Origin of the sequence: Streptomyces sp. NPDC001027 (genome assembly GCF_040299045.1) — a bacterium.
GTDB lineage: Bacteria > Actinomycetota > Actinomycetes > Streptomycetales > Streptomycetaceae > Streptomyces.
Map to the genome: position 1 here is coordinate 1 of NZ_JBEPBI010000065.1, position 21,339 is coordinate 21,339.

Annotated in this window: 15 protein-coding genes and 1 tRNA gene; 10 read left to right on the forward strand and 6 right to left on the reverse strand. The window is 69.2% G+C overall.

Going from position 1 to position 21,339, the window contains the following annotated elements; translation table 11 throughout:
- Positions 1 to 155 precede the first annotated feature (155 nt).
- The gene (polA, locus tag ABT300_RS19640) at positions 156 to 2,882 is read right to left on the reverse strand and encodes a DNA polymerase I (RefSeq protein WP_351677183.1); all 2,727 of its coding nucleotides are present in this window, start codon (positions 2,880 to 2,882) and stop codon (positions 156 to 158) included.
- Positions 2,883 to 3,183: 301 nt separating this feature from the next.
- On the opposite strand from polA, the gene ABT300_RS19645 reads away from it, so the two are divergent.
- The 7 genes from ABT300_RS19645 to ABT300_RS19675 all read left to right on the forward strand — a co-directional run bounded on the left by ABT300_RS19645 (position 3,184) and on the right by ABT300_RS19675 (position 12,322).
- Positions 3,184 to 5,463: an FdhF/YdeP family oxidoreductase gene (locus ABT300_RS19645; RefSeq protein ID WP_351677185.1), complete on the forward strand. Its 2,280-nt coding sequence runs from the start codon at positions 3,184 to 3,186 to the stop codon at positions 5,461 to 5,463.
- 52 nt (positions 5,464 to 5,515) lie between these two features.
- Positions 5,516 to 6,004, forward strand: coding sequence for a PaaI family thioesterase (locus tag ABT300_RS19650; protein ID WP_351677188.1), 489 nt, complete (start codon positions 5,516 to 5,518; stop codon positions 6,002 to 6,004).
- Positions 6,005 to 6,619: 615 nt separating this feature from the next.
- Entirely contained in the window at positions 6,620 to 7,849 is a 1,230-nt protein-coding gene (locus tag ABT300_RS19655) for a branched-chain amino acid ABC transporter substrate-binding protein (RefSeq protein ID WP_452989289.1), read from the forward strand.
- Between the two features lie 114 nt (positions 7,850 to 7,963).
- Positions 7,964 to 8,893 (forward strand): branched-chain amino acid ABC transporter permease, encoded by a 930-nt coding sequence (locus ABT300_RS19660; protein WP_319276649.1) that lies wholly within the window; start codon positions 7,964 to 7,966, stop codon positions 8,891 to 8,893.
- Between the two features lie 5 nt (positions 8,894 to 8,898).
- Positions 8,899 to 10,728, forward strand: coding sequence for a branched-chain amino acid ABC transporter permease (locus ABT300_RS19665; protein ID WP_351677191.1), 1,830 nt, complete (start codon positions 8,899 to 8,901; stop codon positions 10,726 to 10,728).
- Positions 10,729 to 10,733: 5 nt separating this feature from the next.
- Entirely contained in the window at positions 10,734 to 11,609 is an 876-nt protein-coding gene (locus ABT300_RS19670) for an ABC transporter ATP-binding protein (protein ID WP_351677258.1), read from the forward strand.
- The gene (locus tag ABT300_RS19675) at positions 11,606 to 12,322 is read left to right on the forward strand and encodes an ABC transporter ATP-binding protein (protein WP_319276651.1); all 717 of its coding nucleotides are present in this window, start codon (positions 11,606 to 11,608) and stop codon (positions 12,320 to 12,322) included. Before ABT300_RS19670 ends, ABT300_RS19675 begins: the two co-directional genes overlap by 4 nt.
- Before the next feature lie 69 nt (positions 12,323 to 12,391).
- Here the strand turns inward: ABT300_RS19675 and ABT300_RS19680 are convergent, their stop codons facing one another.
- Positions 12,392 to 13,048, reverse strand: a complete 657-nt coding sequence (locus ABT300_RS19680; protein ID WP_351677193.1) for an ANTAR domain-containing response regulator — start codon at positions 13,046 to 13,048, stop codon at positions 12,392 to 12,394.
- 94 nt (positions 13,049 to 13,142) lie between these two features.
- On the opposite strand from ABT300_RS19680, the gene ABT300_RS19685 reads away from it, so the two are divergent.
- A tRNA-Leu gene (locus tag ABT300_RS19685) sits at positions 13,143 to 13,225 on the forward strand.
- A gap of 80 nt (positions 13,226 to 13,305) precedes the next feature.
- A complete protein-coding gene (locus tag ABT300_RS19690) occupies positions 13,306 to 14,091 on the forward strand; it encodes a helix-turn-helix domain-containing protein (RefSeq protein ID WP_351677196.1) in 786 nt (261 codons plus the stop codon).
- Between the two features lie 3 nt (positions 14,092 to 14,094).
- Here the strand turns inward: ABT300_RS19690 and pyk are convergent, their stop codons facing one another.
- On the reverse strand, positions 14,095 to 15,531 hold the full coding sequence (pyk, locus tag ABT300_RS19695; protein ID WP_351677199.1) for a pyruvate kinase: 1,437 nt from the start codon (positions 15,529 to 15,531) through the stop codon (positions 14,095 to 14,097).
- Positions 15,532 to 15,725: 194 nt separating this feature from the next.
- Positions 15,726 to 16,427 carry an SIMPL domain-containing protein gene (locus ABT300_RS19700; protein ID WP_351677202.1) on the reverse strand — a complete coding sequence of 234 codons (702 nt, stop codon included), beginning with the start codon at positions 16,425 to 16,427 and terminating at the stop codon, positions 15,726 to 15,728.
- Positions 16,428 to 16,576: 149 nt separating this feature from the next.
- On the opposite strand from ABT300_RS19700, the gene ABT300_RS19705 reads away from it, so the two are divergent.
- Complete coding sequence (locus ABT300_RS19705) at positions 16,577 to 18,391, forward strand: bifunctional metallophosphatase/5'-nucleotidase (protein WP_351677260.1); 1,815 nt, start codon at positions 16,577 to 16,579, stop codon at positions 18,389 to 18,391.
- An 84-nt stretch (positions 18,392 to 18,475) separates the two neighbouring features.
- Here ABT300_RS19705 and ABT300_RS19710 read toward each other — a convergent pair whose 3' ends face one another.
- Positions 18,476 to 19,915: a lysine N(6)-hydroxylase/L-ornithine N(5)-oxygenase family protein gene (locus tag ABT300_RS19710; protein ID WP_351677205.1), complete on the reverse strand. Its 1,440-nt coding sequence runs from the start codon at positions 19,913 to 19,915 to the stop codon at positions 18,476 to 18,478.
- Entirely contained in the window at positions 19,912 to 21,309 is a 1,398-nt protein-coding gene (locus tag ABT300_RS19715; RefSeq protein WP_502977963.1) for a pyridoxal phosphate-dependent decarboxylase family protein, read from the reverse strand. Before ABT300_RS19715 ends, ABT300_RS19710 begins: the two co-directional genes overlap by 4 nt.
- Positions 21,310 to 21,339: the final 30 nt, after the last annotated feature.

Below are 21,339 nucleotides of genomic sequence, written 5' to 3' on the forward strand. Positions count from 1 at the left end.
GGGCGCGGGCCCACCGCTCGGAAACCGGGAGCAGGCGCCCGGAAGACCGAGGAGGCCGCCGGGCACCGGCGGCCTCCTCCAGGCGGCCGAACTGCGCCGCCCGGCTGGGGGCACCTCCCGGCCGAAGGCTGGGGGAGGGACTTTCGAAACACGCCTCAGTGCGCCGCCGACTCCCAGTCCGCGCCCGCGCCGACCGACACGTCGAGAGGGGCCCTGAGCTGGACGGCCACGGCCATCTCACGGCGCACCAACTCCTCGGCGGCCGCGCGCTCGCCGGGGGCGATCTCCAGGACGATTTCGTCGTGGACCTGGAGCAGCATGCGCGACGTGAGGTCCGCCGCCCGCAGCGCGGAGTCCACCTTGAGCATGGCGATCTTGACGATGTCCGCCGCCGTGCCCTGGATGGGCGCGTTGAGGGCCATGCGCTCGGCCGCCTCGCGACGCTGGCGGTTGTCGCTGTTGAGGTCGGGCAGATAGCGGCGGCGGCCGAACAGGGTCGCCGTGTAACCGGTCGCCCGTGCCTCGTCGACGGCACGGCGCAGGTAGTCCCGCACGCCGCCGAAGCGTTCGAAGTAGGCGTCCATCAGGGCACGGGCCTCACCGGCCTCGATGTTCAGCTGCTGGGACAGGCCGAACGCCGACAGACCGTACGCCAGCCCGTACGACATGGCCTTGATCTTGCGGCGCATCTCGGCGTCCACCGCGTCGCGCTCGACGCCGAAGACCTGGGAGGCGGCCGTGGTGTGCAGGTCCTCGCCGGAGGTGAACGCCTCGATGAGCCCGGCGTCCTCGGAGAGGTGGGCCATCACGCGCAGTTCGATCTGGCTGTAGTCGGCCGTCATCAGCGACTCGAAGCCCTCGCCGACGACGAACCCGCGGCGGATCGCGCGGCCCTCGTCCGTGCGGACGGGGATGTTCTGCAGGTTGGGGTCGGTGGACGACAGACGGCCCGTCGCGGCGACCGTCTGGTTGAAGGTGGTGTGGATGCGGCCGTCCGCGGCGATCGTCTTGATCAGGCCCTCGACGGTGACCCGGAGCTTCGCCTGCTCGCGGTGACGGAGCATGATCACCGGCAGTTCGTTGTCCGTCTGGCCGGCGAGCCACGCCAGCGCGTCGGCGTCGGTGGTGTAGCCGGTCTTGGTCTTCTTCGTCTTGGGCAGGCCCAGTTCGCCGAACAGCACCTCCTGGAGCTGCTTGGGCGAGCCCAGGTTGAACTCGTGGCCGGCGGCCGCGTGCGCCTCCTTCACGGCCTGCTGGACCGCGCCCGCGAACATCTGCTCCATGGCCTCCAGATGGGCGCGGTCGGCCGCGATGCCGTGCCGCTCCATGCGGGCCAGGAGGGCCGACGTCGGCAGCTCCATGTCGCGCAGCAGATCCGCCGCGCCGACCTCTTCCAGGCGGCCGCGGAAGGACTCGCCGAGGTCCACGATGGTGCGGGCCTGCACCATGAGCGCCTCGGCCTCGGCGCCGTCGTCCGTGCCGAAGGCGAGCTGGCCGTCGGCCGCGGCGGCCGGCGCCAGCTCACGGCCCAGGTACTCCAGGGACAGCGCGTCCAGGCCGAAGGAGCGGCGGCCCGGCTTGACCAGGTAGGCGGCGAGGGCGGTGTCCATGAAGACGCCCGCGACGGACCAGCCGTGCTCGGCGAAGACCCGCATGACGCCCTTCGCGTCGTGCAGCACCTTGGGACGGTCGGCGGCGGCGAGCCAGGCCGCCCACGCGTGGTCGTCCGCCTCGTCGAGCTCCGTCGGGTCGAACCAGGCGGCCGCTCCCCCGGCGGCGGCGAGGGCGATCTCGGTGACCGAGCCCGCGCCCAGCGCCCAGGCGTCGACGGTGGCCACGCCCAGGGTCTGCGTGCCGTGCTCGGCGAGCCAGCCAGCCAGCTCGCCGGCGCCCAGCACCGTGCCGTCCAGCTCCACACCGCCGGTGATCACCGGGGCGGCCTCGGCCTCCTCGCCGCCCGGGTCGACGGCGAACAGCCGCTCGCGCAGCGAGGGGTTCCTGATCTCCAGGGTGTCCAGGACCATCGCGACGGCCGTGCGGTCGTACGGGGCGCGCTCCAGGTCGGTGACCGACCTGGGCAGCTCGACGTCGCGGACCATCTCGGTGAGACGGCGGTTGAGCTTGACCGATTCCAGGTGGTCGCGCAGATTCTGCCCGGCCTTGCCCTTGACCTCCTCGACGCGCTCGACGAGCTCCGCGAACGAGCCGAACTGGTTGATCCACTTCGCGGCCGTCTTCTCGCCGACGCCCGGGATGCCCGGCAGGTTGTCCGACGGGTCGCCGCGCAGGGCCGCGAAGTCGGGGTACTGCGCCGGGGTCAACGCGTACTTCTCGAAGACCTTCTCCGGGGTGAACCGGGTCAGCTCCGACACGCCCTTCGTCGGATACAGCACGGTGGTGTGCTCGGAGACCAGCTGGAAGGAGTCGCGGTCGCCAGTGACGATCAGCACGTCGAAGCCCGCCGCCTCGGCCTGGGTGGCCAGGGTGGCGATGACGTCGTCGGCCTCGAAGCCGTCCACCGCGAAGCGGGAGACGTGCATCGCGTCGAGCAGCTCGCCGATCAGCTCGACCTGGCCCTTGAACTCGTCGGGCGTCTTGGAGCGGTTCGCCTTGTACTCGGTGAACTCCTCGGAACGCCACGTCTTCCGGGAGACGTCGAACGCGACCGCGAAGTGCGTGGGCGACTCGTCACGCAGCGTGTTGGCGAGCATCGACGCGAAGCCGTAGATCGCGTTGGTGGGCTGGCCCGTCGCGGTGGTGAAGTTCTCCGCGGGCAGCGCGAAGAACGCGCGGTAGGCCAGGGAGTGCCCGTCCATGAGCATCAGGCGCGGACGGCTTGCGCCGGAGGGGGTCTCGGTCTTCTTCGATGCTGTCTCTGCCACGCCCCCGATCCTGCCACGCCCCACTGACACTCGGTCCCGGCCGCCACGGATCCCGCCACCGCAGCCCCCGGACCCGGCCCGCCGCCCGGCCTCCGCCGACGGGCCCGCCGAAGCACCTCCGCCGACCGGTCCCCGCCGACCCGCGTCCGCCGACCCGCCGCCCCGCCGACCCCGCTCCGCCCCGCCGACCCCCGCCGCAGGCCCGCTGGGGTTCGCGCTGGCCCGGGCGGGTTCGCCGTCGGCGCCGCGTGCGAGGATCGGGTGCATACCGCACCCATGGCAGGTCGAAGGAGAGCGTGCGATGGCAACGAAGCCGCCGAAGGCTGATCCCGTCCAGGACGCGCCGCTCGTCGACGAGCCGAAACACTCGGCGGCGGGCCTGCCGGCCGTCGGCCACTCCCTGCGGATCGCCCAGCAGCAGATGGGCGTGAAGCGCACCGCGCTGACGCTGCTGCGCGTCAACCAGAAGAACGGCTTCGACTGCCCCGGCTGCGCGTGGCCCGAGCCCGAGCACCGGCACGCCGCCGAGTTCTGCGAGAACGGCGCGAAGGCGGTCGCCGAGGAGGCGACCCTGCGCCGCGTCACGCCCGAGTTCTTCGCCGCGCACACCGTCGCCGACCTCGCCGACCGCAGCGGCTACTGGCTCGGCCAGCAGGGACGCCTCACGCACCCCATGCACCTCCCCGAAGGCGCGGACCGCTACGAGCCCGTCACCTGGGAGCGCGCCTTCGACATCATCGCCGAGGAGACGGCCGCCCTCGCCTCCCCCGACGAGGCCGTCTTCTACACCTCGGGACGCACCAGCAATGAGGCCGCGTTCCTCTACCAGCTCTTCGCGCGCGAACTCGGCACGAACAACCTGCCGGACTGCTCCAACATGTGCCACGAGTCGTCCGGTTCGGCGCTCTCGGAGACCATAGGCATCGGCAAGGGCAGCGTCCTGCTCGAGGACCTCCACCAGGCCGACCTCATCATCGTCGCCGGGCAGAACCCGGGCACCAACCACCCGCGCATGCTCTCCGCACTGGAGAAGGCCAAGGCCGGCGGCGCGAAGATCATCAGCGTCAACCCGCTGCCCGAGGCGGGCCTGGAGCGCTTCAAGAACCCCCAGACCCCGCAGGGCATGGTCAAGGGCGCGGCGCTCACCGACCTGTTCCTGCAGATCCGCATCGGCGGCGACCAAGCGCTCTTCCGCCTCCTCAACAAGCTCGTCCTGGAGACGGACGGCGCGCTCGACGAGGCGTTCATCGCCGAGCACACCCACGGCTTCGAGGAGTTCGCCGACGCCGCCCGCGCCGCCGACTGGGACGAGACGCTCACCGCGACCGGCCTCACACGCGCGCAGATCGAGGAGGCCCTGCGCATGGTGCTCGCCTCGAAGCGCACCATCGTCTGCTGGGCCATGGGCCTCACCCAGCACAAGCACTCCGTGCCCACCATCCGCGAAGTCGTCAACTTCCTCCTGCTGCGCGGCGACATCGGCCGCCCGGGATCCGGCGTGTGCCCGGTGCGCGGCCACTCCAACGTGCAGGGCGACCGCACCATGGGCATCTTCGAGCGGCCCGCCCCGGCCTTCCTGGACGCCCTGGAGAAGGAGTTCGGCTTCGCGCCGCCGCGCGAGCACGGCTTCGACGTCGTACGGGCCATCCGCGCGCTGCGCGACGGAGAGGCGAAGCTGTTCTTCGCCATGGGCGGCAACTTCGTGTCGGCCTCCCCCGACACCGACGTCACCGAGGCGGCCATGCGGCGCGCCCGGCTCACCGTGCACGTGTCGACGAAGCTGAACCGCTCGCACGTCGTCACCGGCGCACGCGCGCTGATCCTGCCCACCCTCGGGCGCACCGAGCGCGATCTGCAGGACGGCGGCGAGCAGTTCGTCACCGTCGAGGACTCCATGGGCATGGTGCACGCCTCCCGGGGCCGCCTCGCGCCCGCGAGCGCCCACCTGCTGTCCGAGCCGGCCATCGTCTGCCGCCTCGCACGCCGGGTCCTCGGCGCGGACAGCGCGACGCCGTGGGAGGAGTTCGAGAAGGACTACGGGACGATCCGCGACCGCATCGCGCGCGTGATCCCCGGCTTCGAGGACTTCAACGCGCGCGTGGCGCGGCCCGGCGGCTTCACCCTGCCGCACGCCCCGCGCGACGAGCGCCGCTTCCCCACCGCCACCGGCAAGGCCAACTTCACCGCCGCACCGGTCGAGTACCCCCGGCTGCCCGAAGGCCGCCTGCTGCTGCAGACGCTGCGCTCGCACGACCAGTACAACACCACGATCTACGGCCTCGACGACCGCTACCGGGGCATCAGGAACGGCCGCCGGGTGGTCCTCGTCAACGCGGAGGACGCGCGCGCCTTCGGCCTCGCGGAGGGCTCGTACGTGGACCTGGTGAGCGAGTGGCGGGACGGCGTGGAGCGGCGCGCCCCGGGCTTCCGCGTGGTGCTCTACCCGACCGCGCGGGGCTGCGCGGCCGCGTACTACCCGGAGACCAACGTGCTGGTCCCGCTGGACGCCACCGCGGACACCAGCAACACGCCCGCCAGCAAGTCCGTCGTGGTCCGTCTGGAACAATCGGCGACCGACTGAGCGTTCGCTTAAGTCACCGCCGGACTTGTATCGACGAACGGAGCCGGGCCCCATGGGCGAGCAGCAGCACGTGAAGTTCCCGCAGGAAGTCATCGACGAGTACGCCGCGCTCGGCGTGGACATCCTCGCCCTGTTCTCCGCCGGACACCTCGGCACCCGCATGGGCGTGCAGATCCTCGAAGCCTCCGCCGACCGGGTCGTCGCCACCATGCCCGTCGAGGGCAACACCCAGCCCTACGGACTGCTGCACGGCGGCGCCTCCGCGGTCCTCGCCGAGACGATCGGCTCGGTCGGCGCCATGCTGCACGGCGGCAGCTCCAAGATCGCCGTCGGCGTCGACCTGAACTGCACCCACCACCGCGGAGCCCGCTCGGGCCTGGTCACCGGCGTAGCCACCCCCGTGCACCGCGGCCGCTCCACCGCCACCTACGAGATCGTGATCAGCGACGAGCAGGAACGCCGCGTGTGCACCGCCCGGCTGACCTGCCTGCTGCGCGACGTCCGCGCCGGCGACGGGGACCGCCTTCCCTCGGGCGGCTGACGCCCTCGGGGTGCGCCGGCCGGCGTCCCGGGCCGGTCGGCGTCCCGCGGCGTCCGGCGTCCCGGAGGCCGGCGACCCACCCCACCCCGCCCCGGCCCGTCCCGGGCCCAACTCACCGGCCCCGCCCCGCATTCCGCCGATTCCCCCGAAGCGGAGCGGGCAACTCCCCTGGAAAAGCGTCGCTCAACGTCGGACTTTCTTTCCCGGGCGTAACTCTACGTAATGCGCGCGCAATACAAGAACCGGGTTCCGACTCCTGCCCACGCTATGCGCACAAGCCCTTCGGGGCCCTACAGGTCGCCCCCAGCAACGAATCCCGGTCATTACCAAAACGGTCGAGACACCTGAACCCCGCCAGGTTCGTCCTGCACGTTCTCACTATGTGGACAGGACGAATCGGCCTTAATTCCGCTCTTCCACCCTCCAAGTACCGCTCTGCATTACCTCGTGTCATAACAAGAGCGTCACAGCCTTCGTCAGACCCTCCTCCGAGTTCCCTCCCCGCGCCTAGAGTCACGCCCAGTCACCGCGCCACCGGTTTCGAAGTCCATTCGGCCCAGCGCTCGACTCGGCGGTTCCAGGGGGGACCGCCGTGCCAGGGAAAGGACCTGATTCGTGCGTCAACGTTCGATCATCGCCATCACCGCCGCACTCGCGGCGGGATCGCTGACACTCACTGCCTGTGGGTCGCGTGACGACGACGGCAAGAGCAGCAGCGGAGACAAGACCACCGTCGTGATCGGCGTCGACGCCCCGCTCACCGGCGACCTGTCCGCGCTTGGCCTCGGCATCAAGAACTCCGCCGACCTCGCCGCCAAGACCGCCAACAAGAAGGAATACGTCAAGGGCGTCGAATTCAAGATCGAAGCCCTCGACGACCAGGCCCAGCCCTCCGTCGGCCAGCAGAACGCCCAGAAGTTCATCAGCGACAAGGAAGTCCTCGGCGTCGTCGGCCCGCTGAACTCCAGCGTCTCCCAGCAGATGCAGAAGCCCTTCAGCGACGCAGGCCTCACCCAGGTCTCCCCCGCCAACACCGGCACCGAGCTGACCCAGGGCGACGGCTGGAAGACCGGCAACTCGGTCCGCCCGTTCAAGACGTTCTTCCGCACCGCCACCACGGACGAGATCCAGGGCGCCTTCGCCGCCGAGTACCTCTTCTCCAAGGCCGGCAAGAAGAAGGTCTACCTGATCGACGACCAGAAGACCTACGGCGCCGGCCTCGCCGCCTCCTTCAAGACCAACTTCACCAAGCTCGGCGGCCAGATCGTCGGCACCGACCACGTGAACCCCGACGACCGCGACTTCAACGCCGTCGTCGCCAAGATCAAGAAGACCGGCGCCGACGCCCTCTACTACGGCGGCGAATACCCCGCCGCCGCACCCCTGAGCCAGCAGCTCAAGGACAGCGGCCAGAACATCCCCCTCATGGGCGGCGACGGCATCTACTCCGGCGAGTTCCCCAAGCTCAACAAGAAGGCCGAAGGCGACCTCGCCACCTCCGTCGGCAAGCCCGTCGAGGACCTCCCGTCCGCCAAGGAGTTCATCGCGAACTACAAGACGGCCGGCTACAAGGACGCCTACGAGGCCTACGGCGGCCTCACCTACGACGCGACCTGGTCCATCATCGAGGCCGTCAAGCTCGCCGTCGAAGGCAACGACGGCAAGGTCCCGGCCGAAGGCCGCAAGGCAGTCCTCGACGCCATGTCCAAGGTCAAGTTCGACGGCGTCACCGGCACCATCTCCTTCGACGAGTTCGGCGACACCACCAACCACATGATGACCGCCTACAAGGTCACCGGCGGCGCGTGGAAGCCCGAATACAGCGCCGCACCCAACGTCAGCTGAACGAACCCGGAGCGACCACACCTCCCCACACCACGCATTGATCAGGCCGCGCGGGAGTGCCCACCAGCGCTCCCGCGCGGCGCCATATCCGAACCACTCCACGGAGGCCCTGCGGTGCACGAACTGCCGCAACAGCTGGCCAATGGACTCATCCTCGGCGCGATGTACGGACTCATCGCGATCGGTTACACGATGGTCTACGGCATCGTTCAGCTCATCAACTTCGCCCACGGCGAGATCTTCATGGTCGGGGGCTTCGGGGCCCTCACCGTCTGGCTCACCCTCCCCGACGGCTTCGCCCTCGGCGCAGCGATACCCCTCATGATCCTCGGCGGCGTCGTCGTCTCCGTCGCCGTCGCCACCGCAGCCGAGCGCTTCGCCTACCGGCCCCTGCGCACCGCCCCGCGACTGGCCCCCCTCATCACCGCCATCGGCCTCTCCATCGTCCTCCAGCAGGCCGTATGGATGTGGTACCCCGACGCCAAGAAGGACCGCCCCTTCCCCCAGTTCGACGGCGGCCCCATCGACGTCCTCGGCGCCAACATCCAGCGCGGCGACCTCTTCGTCCTCATCGCCGCACCCCTGTGCATGGTCGCCCTCGGCCTCTTCGTCACCAAGACCCGCTCCGGCCGCGGCATGCAGGCCACCGCCCAGGACCCCGACACCGCCAAGCTCATGGGCATCAACACCGACCGCATCATCGTCATGGCCTTCGCCATCGGCGCCGCGTTCGCCGCCATCGCAGCAGTCGCCTACGGCCTCAAGAACGGCCAGGTCGGCTTCCGCATGGGCTTCCTCATGGGCCTCAAGGCCTTCACCGCAGCCGTCCTCGGCGGCATCGGCAACATCTACGGAGCCATGCTCGGCGGCCTCGTCCTCGGCGTCGCCGAATCCCTCGCCACCGGCTACATCGGCGACATCCCCGGCATGGACCTCTTCGGCGGCGGCGCCTGGAAGGACGTATGGGCCTTCGCCCTCCTCATCCTCGTCCTGCTGTTCAGGCCACAAGGCCTGCTCGGCGAACGCGTCGCGGATCGGGCGTGATAGCGATGACCACCAACATCCCCACCCAGAAGAACACCGACGCCGTCAACCCGCCCACCGGCGACACGGCCCCCCTCATCCCCCTGCCCACGGCCCTCGCCCCCGTCCTCACCCTCGCAGGATCCGCCGTCGCACTCGCCGGCACCTTCCTCGCCTGGACCTGGACCGACGAGTTCCCCGGCAACCTCACCATCACCGGCTACCCCGGCGGCCTCCAGGTCCTCACCCTCATCGGCGCCGCCCTCACCATCCTCTTCACCCTCTCCGGATACCGAATCCGCGGCCTGCGCTGGCTCACCCCCGGCGGCGCCCACAGCCCCGTCCGCGCCACCAGCCTCGGCGTCCTCGGCGCCACCGGCTACGCCCTCGGCGCCATCAGCTACGTCCTCGGCGGCGTCGTCAACCTCGAACCCGGCGCCTGGGTCTCCGCCATCGGAGCCCTCATCGCCGCCATCGGCGCCTTCGCACTCCCCGCCGACGTCCCCCGCGACGCCGACGACGCGAAGAACCCCTGGGCACAGTTCCGCCACAGCCTCGCCGCACCCGAACCCGGCCGCGCCAAGGAACTCCCCTCCTGGGCAGAGATCCTCATCATCGCCGCAGCCTTCGGCATCGGCCTCTACGTCTTCTCCTTCGGCATCGGCATCGACACCGACAACCCCGAACTGTTCATCGGCTTCCTCATCATCACCGGGTTCAGCTTCACCGCACTCACCCGCGCCGGCCTCCTCAAGCGACTCTCGGCACTGACGGCCAAACACCGCACCGTCACCCTCACCGCCGCCTTCGTCGCCGCGATCTGCTTCCCCTTCACCCAGACCAACGACCAGTTCGCCCTCATCGGCGCGAACATCCTCATCTTCGCCACGGTCGCCCTGGGCCTCAACGTCGTCGTCGGCCTCGCCGGCCTCCTCGACCTCGGATACGTCGCCTTCCTCGGCGTCGGCGCCTACGCCGCAGCCCTGGTCTCCGGCTCCCCCCAGTCGAGCATCGGCGTCCAGTTCCCCTTCTGGGCAGCCGTCCTCACCGGCGCCGCCGCCTCACTGATCTTCGGCGTCCTCATCGGCGCCCCGACCCTGCGGCTGCGCGGCGACTACCTCGCCATCGTCACCCTCGGCTTCGGCGAGATCTTCCGCATCACCATGAACAACCTCAACGGCAACAGCGGACCCGACGTCACCAACGGATCCAACGGCATCCCGAACATCCCCGACCTGGAGATCTTCGGATTCAACCTCGGAATCCCCCACGACGTCCTCGGCCAGGAGCTCACCCGCTCCGGCAACTACTACCTGCTGATGCTCCTCTGCACCCTCGTCGTCGTCACGGTCTTCCGCCGCTCCGCCGACTCCCGCATCGGCCGCGCCTGGGTCGCCATCCGCGAAGACGAGACAGCCGCCACCGCCATGGGCATCAACGGCTTCCGCCTCAAGCTCCTCGCCTTCGCCCTCGGCGCCTCCCTCGCCGGACTCGCCGGCACCGTCCAGGCACACGTCTCCTACAGCGTCACCCCCGAGCAGTACCAGTTCGCCGGCTCCGTGCCGCCCAACTCGGCCTTCCTGCTCGCAGCGGTCATCCTCGGCGGCATGGGCACCATCAGCGGGCCGCTCGTGGGCGCCGCACTGCTCTACCTCATCCCCGCCAAACTCCAGTTCATGGCGGAGTACCAGCTGCTCCTCTTCGGCGTCGCGCTCATGCTCCTCATGCGCTTCCGCCCCGAAGGCCTCGTCGCCGACCGCAGGAAGCAGCTCGAATTCCACGAGACCGGACAGCTCGACGTACCCGACGACAAGGGCCTGCCCGAAGCCACCGGCGTCGCCAAGGCAGGGGCGTGACCGCGATGACCACCACCACGACAACCGCCACGACCACCACGGTCCTCGACGCCTCCGGCGTCACCATGCAGTTCGGCGGCCTCACCGCCGTACGCTCCGTCGACCTCACCGTCAACAGCGGCGAGATCGTCGGACTCATCGGCCCCAACGGAGCCGGGAAGACCACCTTCTTCAACTGCCTCACCGGCCTCTACATCCCCACCACCGGCACAGTCAGCTACAAAGGCACCGTCCTCCCGCCCAAACCCCACCTGGTCACCCAGGCCGGCATCGCCCGCACCTTCCAGAACATCCGGCTCTTCGCCAACATGACCGTCCTGGAAAACGTGCTCGTCGGACGCCACACCCGCACCCACGAAGGCCTCTGGTCCGCGCTCCTGCGCCTGCCCAGCTTCAAGAAGGCCGAAGACGCCTCCCGCGAACGAGCCATGGAACTCCTCGAGTTCACCGGCCTCGCCGCCAAGGCCGACCACCTCGCCCGCAACCTCCCCTACGGCGAACAGCGCAAGCTCGAAATCGCCCGCGCCCTCGCCAGCGACCCCGGACTCCTCCTCCTCGACGAGCCCACCGCCGGCATGAACCCCCAAGAGACGCGCGCGGCCGAAGAACTCATCTTCGCCATCCGCGACAAGGGCATCGCCGTCCTCGTCATCGAGCACGACATCCGGTTCATCATGAACCTCTGCGACCGCGTCGCCGTGCTCGTCCAGGGCGAGAAGATCGTCGAAGGCCCCGCCGAAGTCGTCCAGGCCGACGAACGCGTCATCGCCGCCTACCTCGGCACCCCCTTCGAGGGCGCGCCAGGAGCGGAAGAAGTCGCCGAAGTCGAAGCCGCAGAGGCCTCCGAGGCGCACAGCACCACGGAAGGAGACGAGAAGTGACCGCACTGCTCGAGGTCGAAGACCTCAGGGTCGCCTACGGCAAGATCGAGGCGGTCAAGGGCATCTCCTTCAAGGTCGACGCAGGCGAAGTCGTCACCCTCATCGGCACCAACGGCGCCGGCAAGACCACCACCCTGCGCACCCTGTCCGGCCTGCTCCAGCCGCTCGGCGGCCAGATCAAGTTCGACGGCAAGGTGCTCAACAAGATCCCCGCCCACAAGATCGTCTCGCTGGGGCTGGCCCACTCCCCCGAAGGCCGCCACATCTTCCCCCGCATGACCATCGAGGACAACCTCCGCCTCGGCGCCTTCCTCCGCAACGACAAGGAAGCCATCGAGAAGGACATCCAGCGCGCCTACGACCTCTTCCCCATCCTGGGAGAACGCCGCAAGCAGGCCGCAGGAACCCTCTCCGGCGGCGAACAGCAGATGCTCGCCATGGGCCGCGCCCTCATGTCCCGGCCCAAACTCCTCATGCTCGACGAACCCTCCATGGGCCTCTCGCCGATCATGATGCAGAAGATCATGGCCACCATCCAGGAACTCAAGTCCCAGGGCACCACCATCCTGCTCATCGAGCAGAACGCCCAGGCGGCCCTCTCCCTGGCCGACCACGGCCACGTCATGGAGGTCGGCAAGATCGTCCTCTCCGGCACCGGCCAGAAACTCCTCCACGACGAGTCCGTCCGCAAGGCCTACCTCGGCGAGGACTGAACCACCCGCACACGACGAGGCCCGCGCCCCTTCTCCGGGCGCGGGCCTCGTCGTACACCTGCCTCGCGGTCAGCCCTTGTCGGCCTTCTTCTCCTCGGCGTCCTGGATCACGGCCTCCGCCACCTGCTGCATCGACATCCGACGATCCATCGACGTCTTCTGGATCCACCGGAACGCCGCCGGCTCCGACAGCCCGTACTCCGTCTGCAGGATCGACTTCGCCCGGTCCACCAGCTTGCGCGTCTCCAGCCGCAGCGTCAGATCCGCGACCTCGTTCTCCAGCTCCCGCAGCTCCGTGAAACGCGAGACGGCCATCTCGATCGCCGGGACCACGTCGCTCTTGCTGAACGGCTTGACGAGGTACGCCATCGCACCGGCGTCCCGGGCCCGCTCCACCAGGTCGCGCTGCGAGAACGCGGTCAGCATCAGGACCGGCGCGATGCGCTCCTCGGCGATCTTCTCCGCCGCGGAGATGCCGTCCATCTTGGGCATCTTCACGTCGAGGATGACGAGGTCCGGCTTGTGCTCGCGGGCGAGCTCGATCGCCTGCTCACCGTCGCCGGCCTCGCCGACGACGCTGTAGCCCTCCTCCTCCAGCATCTCCTTGAGGTCGAGGCGGATCAGGGCCTCGTCCTCGGCGATGACGACGCGGGTCGTCAGCGGAGGCACGTGCGACTTGTCGTCGTCGGGCGCGTCTACTGGCTGGGGCGACTCGGGGGCGGTCACGGGGGCTCCTCGTTCAGGGGCGGGTACTGCTGACAAGAGCCTACCTAGCTGCACCTCGACATGGTCACCCGGTACACTCCTCTCGGGTTGGCCAGCCGGGTTGGCGGAATGGCAGACGCTGATGTCTCAAACACATCTGTCCGAAAGGACGTGCGGGTTCGAATCCCGCACCCGGCACCGATAAGCGGAGGATCACGTTCGCGTGATCTTCCGCTTTTTGCTGCACACAGTCACGATCACTCACTCAGGGTATCCGTATGCATTTCCACGGAACTGAGGTTCGACGAACGGCCGTCACGCTGCTACGCAACGGCACCCGGAACGCTGATGTGGCCCGCCAGCTCAACATCCCTTTGGGCACAATCAGCTATTGGAAGCACATGGACCGCGCCAAGCGCGGCGAGTGTCCCGGTCGCACTCCCCCACCGTGCCCTCGATGCGAGAGCGAACTCGCTTTCCCGCACTACGCCTACCTTCTCGGTCTCTACCTCGGCGACGGTCACATCATCCAGAACCGCGCGATGCGAGTGCCCAGCCTGTCCATCTCCTGCGCTGATGCACACCCCGGGCTGATGGACGAGTGCGAGGAGGCCATGCGGACGGTGTTCCCCGAAAATTCTGTCTGCCGGGTCCGACGGCAGGGCTGTCACGAGGTGAAGCTCTACTCCAGGCACCTGTGGTGCCTGTTCCCCCAGCACGGCCCCGGCAAGAAGCACGAGCGGCCCATCGTCCTCGAACCCTGGCAGCAAGCCATCGTCGACGAGCACCCCTGGGAGTTCATCCGCGGGCTCATCCACTCCGACGGGTGCCGCATCACCAACTGGACAACCCGCGTCGTCGCCGGGGAGCGCAAGCGGTACGAATACCCCCGGTACTTCTTCACCAATGTCTCCGACGACATCCGGCGGCTCTTCACCGACACCCTCGAAAAGCTGGGCATCGAGTGGACGCACTGCACCCGCAACGGCAACCCGTACAACATCTCCGTCGCCAAGAAGGCACACGTAGCCCTGCTCGACGCCCACGTGGGTCCCAAGTACTGAGTCCTACTTCGGGCTGTCGTCCTCGCCGACGTGGTGGACGCGGACCAGGTTCGTGGAGCCGGACACGCCGGGCGGGGAGCCTGCCGTGATGACGACGACGTCGCCCTTCTGGCAGCGGCCGTACTGCAGGAGCGCTTCGTCCACCTGGTCGACCATCGCGTCCGTGGAGTCGACCGCCGGGCCGAGGAAGGTCTCGACGCCCCAGGTCAGGTTGAGCTGCGAGCGGGTCGCCGGCTCCGGGGTGAAGGCGAGGACGGGGATCGGGGAGCGGTAGCGGGAGAGGCGGCGGACGGTGTCGCCGCTCTGGGTGAAGGCGACGAGGAACTTCGCGCCGAGGAAGTCGCCGATCTCCGCCGCGGCCCTGGCGACGGCGCCGCCCTGGGTGCGGGGTTTGGTGCTTTCCGTCAGTTCGGGCAGGCCGGCTGCGAGGAGGTCCTCTTCGGCGGCCGCGACGATCTTCGCCATGGTGCGGACGGTCTGGACGGGGTGTTTGCCGACGCTGGTCTCGCCGGAGAGCATGACGGCGTCGGTGCCGTCGAGGACGGCGTTGGCGACGTCGCTGGCCTCGGCCCTGGTGGGGCGGGAGTGCTCGATCATGGAGTCGAGCATCTGGGTGGCGACGATGACGGGTTTGGCGTTGCGCTTGGCGAGTTTGATGGCGCGTTTTTGGACGATGGGGACCTGTTCGAGCGGCATTTCGACGCCGAGGTCTCCGCGGGCGACCATGATGCCGTCGAAGGCGGCGACGATCTCGTCGATGTTCTCGACGGCCTGGGGCTTCTCGATCTTGGCGATGACGGGGAGTCGGCGGCCTTCCTCGTCCATGATGCGGTGGACGTCGAGGATGTCGCGGCCGCTGCGGACGAAGGAGAGGGCGATGACGTCGAAGCCGGTGCGCAGCGCCCAGCGCAGGTCTTCTTCGTCTTTTTTGGAGAGGGCGGGGACGGAGACGGCGACGCCGGGGAGGTTGAGGCCCTTGTGGTCGGAGATGACGCCGCCTTCGACGACGCGGGTGTGGACGCGGGGGCCGTCGACGTCGGTGACTTCGAGGGTGACTCTGCCGTCGTCGACGAGGATGCGTTCGCCGGGGGTGACGTCGTCGGCGAGGCCGGCGTGGGTGGTGCCGCAGCGGGCGCCGTCGCCGGCGATGCCTTCTTCGACGGTGATGGTGAAGGTGTCTCCGCGTTCGAGGAGTACGGGTCCTTCGGCGAAGTGGCCGAGGCGGATCTTCGGGCCTTGAAGGTCGGCGAGGGCGCCGACGCTGTGGCCGGTTTCGTCGGAGGCCTTGCGGACGTGGCGGTAGCGCTCCTCGTGTTCGGCGTGGGTGCCGTGGCTGAGGTTGAAGCGGGCGACGTCCATTCCGGCTTCTACGAGGGCTTTGAGCTGGTCGTAGGAGTCGGTGGCGGGGCCCAGGGTGCAGACGATTTTTGCTCGGCGCATGTTTCGAGCTTATGTCTTACCGGTGGGTAGCGAATTGGGGGCACGTGACTGCTCAACAACCTTTGAGTGAAGGGTTGTTGACAACTTCTAAAGTGTGCGGGGTACCGCTCTTTTGAGCATCCGAGGCGCTGTCCGCCCGATTCTTTCTCGATACACGGATTCTTCGAACGGGTGAATTCAGGCCGTCGGCGGATTTACAGGGCGGGGGGATTCATGGTGAACCGTGCGGTGACCTCGGCGCGGATCTGGATGCGCTGGGGTTCGAGGTCGAGGGGTTCGGGGTCTTGTGGTGCGGCGTCCGCTGCGGCGCGGGAGAAGCGGACGGTGTGGCGGTCGAAGGCGGATCGGGGCCGGGGGCCGTCTGTCGCGGTGTCGGTGAGTTCGAGGAGGGCTGCGACGGTGGTGTCGAGTGCTTCGGCGTATTCCCTGGCGCGTCGGACGGCGTCGTGGACGGCCTGGCGGCGGGCGGTGCGGTGGGCGGGCGAGGTGGGGCGCAGGGTCCACCAGGGGCCGTCGACCCGGGTGAGTTCGAGGTCGGCGAGGCGGGTGGTGAGTTCGCCGAGGGCGGTGAAGTCGGTGAGTTCGGCGGTGAGGCGGATGGTGCCGTGGTAGGTGCGGACGCGTTCTCCTCGGCGGTGCGGTTCGAGTTCGGGGGTGAGGGTGAGTGCGCCGGTGGAGAGGTTCTCGACGGTGTCGCCGTAGGACTTGAGGAGGTCGAGGGCGTCTGTGTTGCGGCGGGTGAGGTCGTCGAGGGTGGTGCGGCGGTCGCGGCCGCGGGCGGTGAGGGTGACGGCGATGCGGGCGATCTCGGGGTCGACTTCGAGTTCGGCCTCGCCGCGGACGGTGAGGAGGGGGGTGTCGGGGGTGCCGTACGGGGGGTTCTGCGGGGAGGTCATACGTCCCACCTTGTCACTGGTTTCGGTGTTCCGGGGGTGTGGGCGGCCCCGTGCGGTCATCAGATCGCAACCTCCTGGACCTGTTGCCGTCGGCGGTGGCCGGGTCAGAATCTACGCGCGTCGTTGACCATCCCCGAGGAGTACGAGACATGCCGCTGAACCGCCGGAAGTTCCTGAAGAAGTCCGCCGTTACCGGGGCGGGGGTGGCGATCGCAGGGGCTGCGGCGGCTCCGTCGGCGCAGGCCGCGACGGCGAAGCTGCCGGGCGGGCCGGGCAAGCAGCCGAAGCGGTACGCGCTGACCGTGATGGGCACGACGGACCTGCACGGTCATGTCTTCAACTGGGACTACTTCAAGGACGCGGAGTACAAGGACGCGGCGGGCAACGCGCAGGGTCTGGCGCGGATCTCGACGCTGGTGAACCGGATCCGTGCGGAGAAGGGGCGTGAGAACACGCTGCTGCTGGACGCGGGTGACACGATCCAGGGCACTCCGCTGACGTACTACTACGCGAAGGTGGACCCGATCACCGCCAAGGGCGGTCCGGTGCATCCGATGGCGCAGGCGATGAACGCGATCGGGTATGACGCGGCGGCGCTGGGCAACCACGAGTTCAACTACGGCATCGAGACGCTGCGCAAGTTCGAGTCGCAGTTGCGTTTCCCGTTGCTGGGGGCGAACGCGGTGGACGCGAAGACGCTGCGGCCGGCGTTCCAGCCGTATGTGATCAAGACGTTCTGTGTGAAGGGCGCGCCGCCGGTGAAGGTGGCGGTGTTGGGGCTGACGAACCCGGGCATCGCGATCTGGGACAAGGCGTATGTGCAGGGGAAGCTGGCGTTCCCGGGGCTTGAGGAGCAGGCGGCGAAGTGGGTGCCGCGGCTGAAGTCGCTGGGTGCGGATGTGGTGATCGTGTCGGCGCACTCGGGTTCGTCGGGTACGTCGTCGTACGGTGACCAGTTGCCGTATGTGGAGAACTCGGCGGCGTTGGTGGCGCAGCAGGTGCCGGACATCGATGCGGTGCTGGTGGGGCATGCGCATGTGGAGATTCCGGAGCTGAAGGTCGTCAACGCGAAGTCGGGGAAGACGGTCGTGCTGTCGGAGCCGTTGGCGTATGCGGAGCGGCTGTCGGTGTTCGATGTGGAGTTGGTGTTCGAGAAGGGGCGGTGGTCGGTCGAGTCGGTGTCGTCGAAGGTGCTGAACTCCAACTCGGTCGCCGACGATCCGAGGATCACGAAGCTGCTGGGTGACGAGCACGCGAAGGTCGTGGCGTATGTCAACCAGGTGGTGGGCACGGCGACGGAGACGTTGACGACGGTGGAGGCGCGGTACAAGGACGCGCCGATCATCGACCTGATCACGAAGGTGCAGGAGGACGTCGTGAAGGCGGCGTTGGCGGGGACGTCGTATGCGTCGCTGCCGGTGATCGCTCAGGCGTCGCCGTTCTCGCGTACGTCGGAGATCCCGGCGGGGCAGGTGACGATCCGGGATCTGTCGAGTCTGTATGTGTACGACAACACGCTGGTGGCGAAGTTGCTGACGGGTGCGCAGGTGCGGGCGTACCTGGAGTATTCGGCGCAGTACTTCGTGCAGACGGCGGTGGGCGCGGTGGTGGACCCGGAGAAGCTGACGAACGCGGCGGGGCGTCCGGACTACAACTACGACTATGTGTCGGGGTTGTCGTACGAGATCGACGTCGCGCAGCCGGTGGGTTCGCGGATCAGGAATCTGACGTTCGCGGGTGCGGCGTTGGACGATGCGCAGCAGTTCGTGTTGGCGGTGAACAACTACCGGGCCAATGGGGGTGGCGCGTTCCCGCATGTGGCGGCGGCGAAGGAGTTGTGGTCGGAGTCGACGGAGATTCGTACGCGGATCTCGGAGTGGGTGACGGCGAAGGGTGTGCTGGACCCGAAGGACTTCGCGTCGGTGGACTGGAAGCTGACGCGTGAGGGTGTGCCGGTGTTCTAGGGGTTGTCGAGCTCCTTGGTTCCCTGGGGCGGTGTGTCGTGCGGTGGCCTGGTCGGTCGCCGTGGGCGCACCGCCCTTTTGTGTCTAGCGCAGGTCGACGAGGGGGGTGAGGGTGGGGGCCTGCCGGGCTGTGGGGACGCGGTGGTGGGGTTGGGGTTGGGGTTGGGGTTGTTCGAGTCCGAAGGTGGTGAAGGCGGTGCGGGTGGGCAGGGGGTAGGTCTCTTTTCCGGTGAGGGAGTTGAGGATGGTGGCGCTGCGCCAGGCGGCGAGGCCGAGGTCGGGGGCTCCTACGCCGTGGGTGTGGCGTTCGGCGTTCTGGACGTGGACGTTGCAGCCGGTGGCGGTGATGGAGGGGTCGAGGACGAGGCGGTAGTGGGCGTCGATGCGGGGGCGTTCGCTGTTGTCGCGGCGGATGTAGGGGTCGAGTCCGGCGAGGATGCGGTCGAGGGTGCGTTCGCGGTGGCCGGTGGCGAGGACGACGGCGTCTGTGGTGAGGCGGCTGCGGGTGTTCTGTTGGGTGTGTTCGAGGTGGAGTTCGATCTGGGTGGTGGAGATGCGGCCGGCGGTGCGGACGGTCACGCCGGGGGTGAGGACGGCGTCGGGCCAGTCGCCGTGGAGGGTGCGGCGGTAGAGCTCGTCGTGGACGGCGGCGAGGGTGTCGGCGTCGATGCCTTTGTGGAGTTGCCATTGGCCGGTGAGCAGGCGGTCGCGGACGTTTTCGGGGAGGGCGTGGAAGTAGCGGGTGTAGTCGGGGGTGAAGTGTTCGAGGCCGAGTTTGGAGTACTCCATGGGGGCGAACGCTTCGGTGCGGCCGATCCAGTGGAGTCGTTCGCGGCCGGTGGGGCGGTGGCGGAGGAGGTCGAGGAAGACTTCGGCGCCGGACTGTCCTGTGCCGACGACGGTGACGTGTCCGGCGGTGAGGAGGGCGTCGCGGTGGGCGAGGTAGTCGTCGGCGTGCAGGACGGGGACGCCGGGTGCGTCGGCGAGGGGGCGCAGGGGGTCGGGGATGTGGGGTTCGGCGCCGATGCCGAGGACGACGTTGCGGGTGTGGGTGCGGCCGAGGGCTTCGGCTTCGCCGGCTGCGTCGAGTTGGGTGAAGTCGACTTCGAAGACGTCGCGTTCGGGGTTCCAGCGGACGGAGTCGACTTGGTGGCGGAAGCGGAGTCCGGGGAGTTGGTCGGCGACCCAGCGGCCGTAGGCGTCGTATTCGGCGCGCTGGATGTGGAAGCGCTCGGCGAAGTAGAAGGGGTAGAGGCGGTGGTGGGTCTTGAGGTAGTTGAGGAAGGTCCAGTGGCTGGTGGGGTCGGCGAGGGTGACGAGGTCGGCGAGGAAGGGGACTTGGATGCGGGCGCCGTCGATGAGGAGGCCGGGGTGCCAGTCGAAGCGGGGGCGTTGTTCGTAGAAGACGGCGTCGATTTCGGCGAGGGGGTGGGCGAGGGCGGCGAGGGAGAGGTTGCTGGGGCCGACGCCGATGCCGACGAGGTCGCGGGGGGTGTCGGCGTCGGGGTGCGGGGGCGTGTTCATGCGGGGGTGTTTCCTTCCACCAGTTGCAGGAGGGCGGTGAGGTCGGCGGGCCGGGTGTGGGGGTTGAGGAGGGTGGTCTTGAGCCAGAGCCGGCCGTCGAGGCGGGCGCGGCCGAGGACGGCGTGACCGTCGGCGAGGAGGCGGCGGCGTATCTCCGCGACGGCGGTGTCGGTGGCGCCGGTGGGGCGGAAGAGGACGGTGCTGATGGTGGGCGGGGCGTGGAGTTCGAGCCCGGGGTGGTCGCGGACGAGGGCGGCGAAGGCGTGGGCGTGGTCGCAGACCTGGTCGACGAGGGCGCCGAGGCCGCTGCGGCCGAGGGTTTTGAGGGTGACGGCGATTTTGAGGGCGTCGGGGCGGCGGGTGGTGCGCAGGGAGCGGCCGAGGAGGTCGGGGAGGCCTGCTTCGGTGTCGTCGTCGGCGTTGAGGTAGTCGGCGTGGTGGTGGAGGGCGGTGAGGTCGTGGGGGTCGCGGACGGCGAGGAGTCCGGCGGCGACGGGCTGCCAGCCGAGTTTGTGGAGGTCGAGGGTGACGGTGTGGGCGGTTTCGATGCCGGTGAGGAGGGGGCGTCGGCGGTCGCTGAAGAGGAGGCCTCCTCCGTAGGCGGCGTCGATGTGGAGGCGGGCGCCGTGGGTGTGGGTGAGGGCGGCGAGGGTGGGGAGGGGGTCGATGAGTCCGGCGTCGGTGGTGCCGGCGGTGGCGGCGACGAGGAGGGGGTCGGGTCGGGTGGTGAGGGTGTGGTGGAGGGCGTCGGGGTCGAGGACGCCGGTGGGGGTGGGGAGGATGACGGGTTCGGGGAGGCCGAGGAGCCAGGCGGCGCGGGGCAGGGAGTGGTGGGCGTTGGCGCCGCAGACGAGTCGGAGGGTGGGTCCGTGTGCTTCCCGGGCGAGGAGGAGGGCGAGGTGGTTGGCTTCGGTGCCGCCGGTGGTGACGAGGGCGTCGGCGGGGGCGGTGGCGGCGCCGGACGGTGTCTGGTGTGGGTGGCCGTAGATCTCTGCGGCGAGGGCGTGGGTGAGCAGGGTTTCGAGTTCTGAGGCGGCGGGGGCCTGGTCCCAGGAGTCGAGGGAGGGGTTGAGGGCGGAGGCGGCGAGGTCGGCGGCGGTGGCGACGGCGAGGGGTGGGCAGTGCAGGTGGGCGGCGCACAGGGGGTGGGCGGGGTCGGCGGCGCCGGCGGCGAGGGCGTGGACGAGGGTGTGCAGGGCGTCGGGGTCGCCGTGTGGGGGCAGGGGGTCGCCGACGGCTTCGCGGACGCGTGCGGCGACGGTGTGCGGTCCGCCCGCGGGCAGGGGTCCGCTGCGGGAGCGGGCGCCGGCGTCGAGTGCGTCGAGGACGGTCGCCAGCAGTGGGCGCAGGGCGTCGGAGCCTTCGGGGCCTGAGGCGAGGGGCGGCATGCTCACGGGGGATCCTCCGGGGCCGGGGGCGGGTGC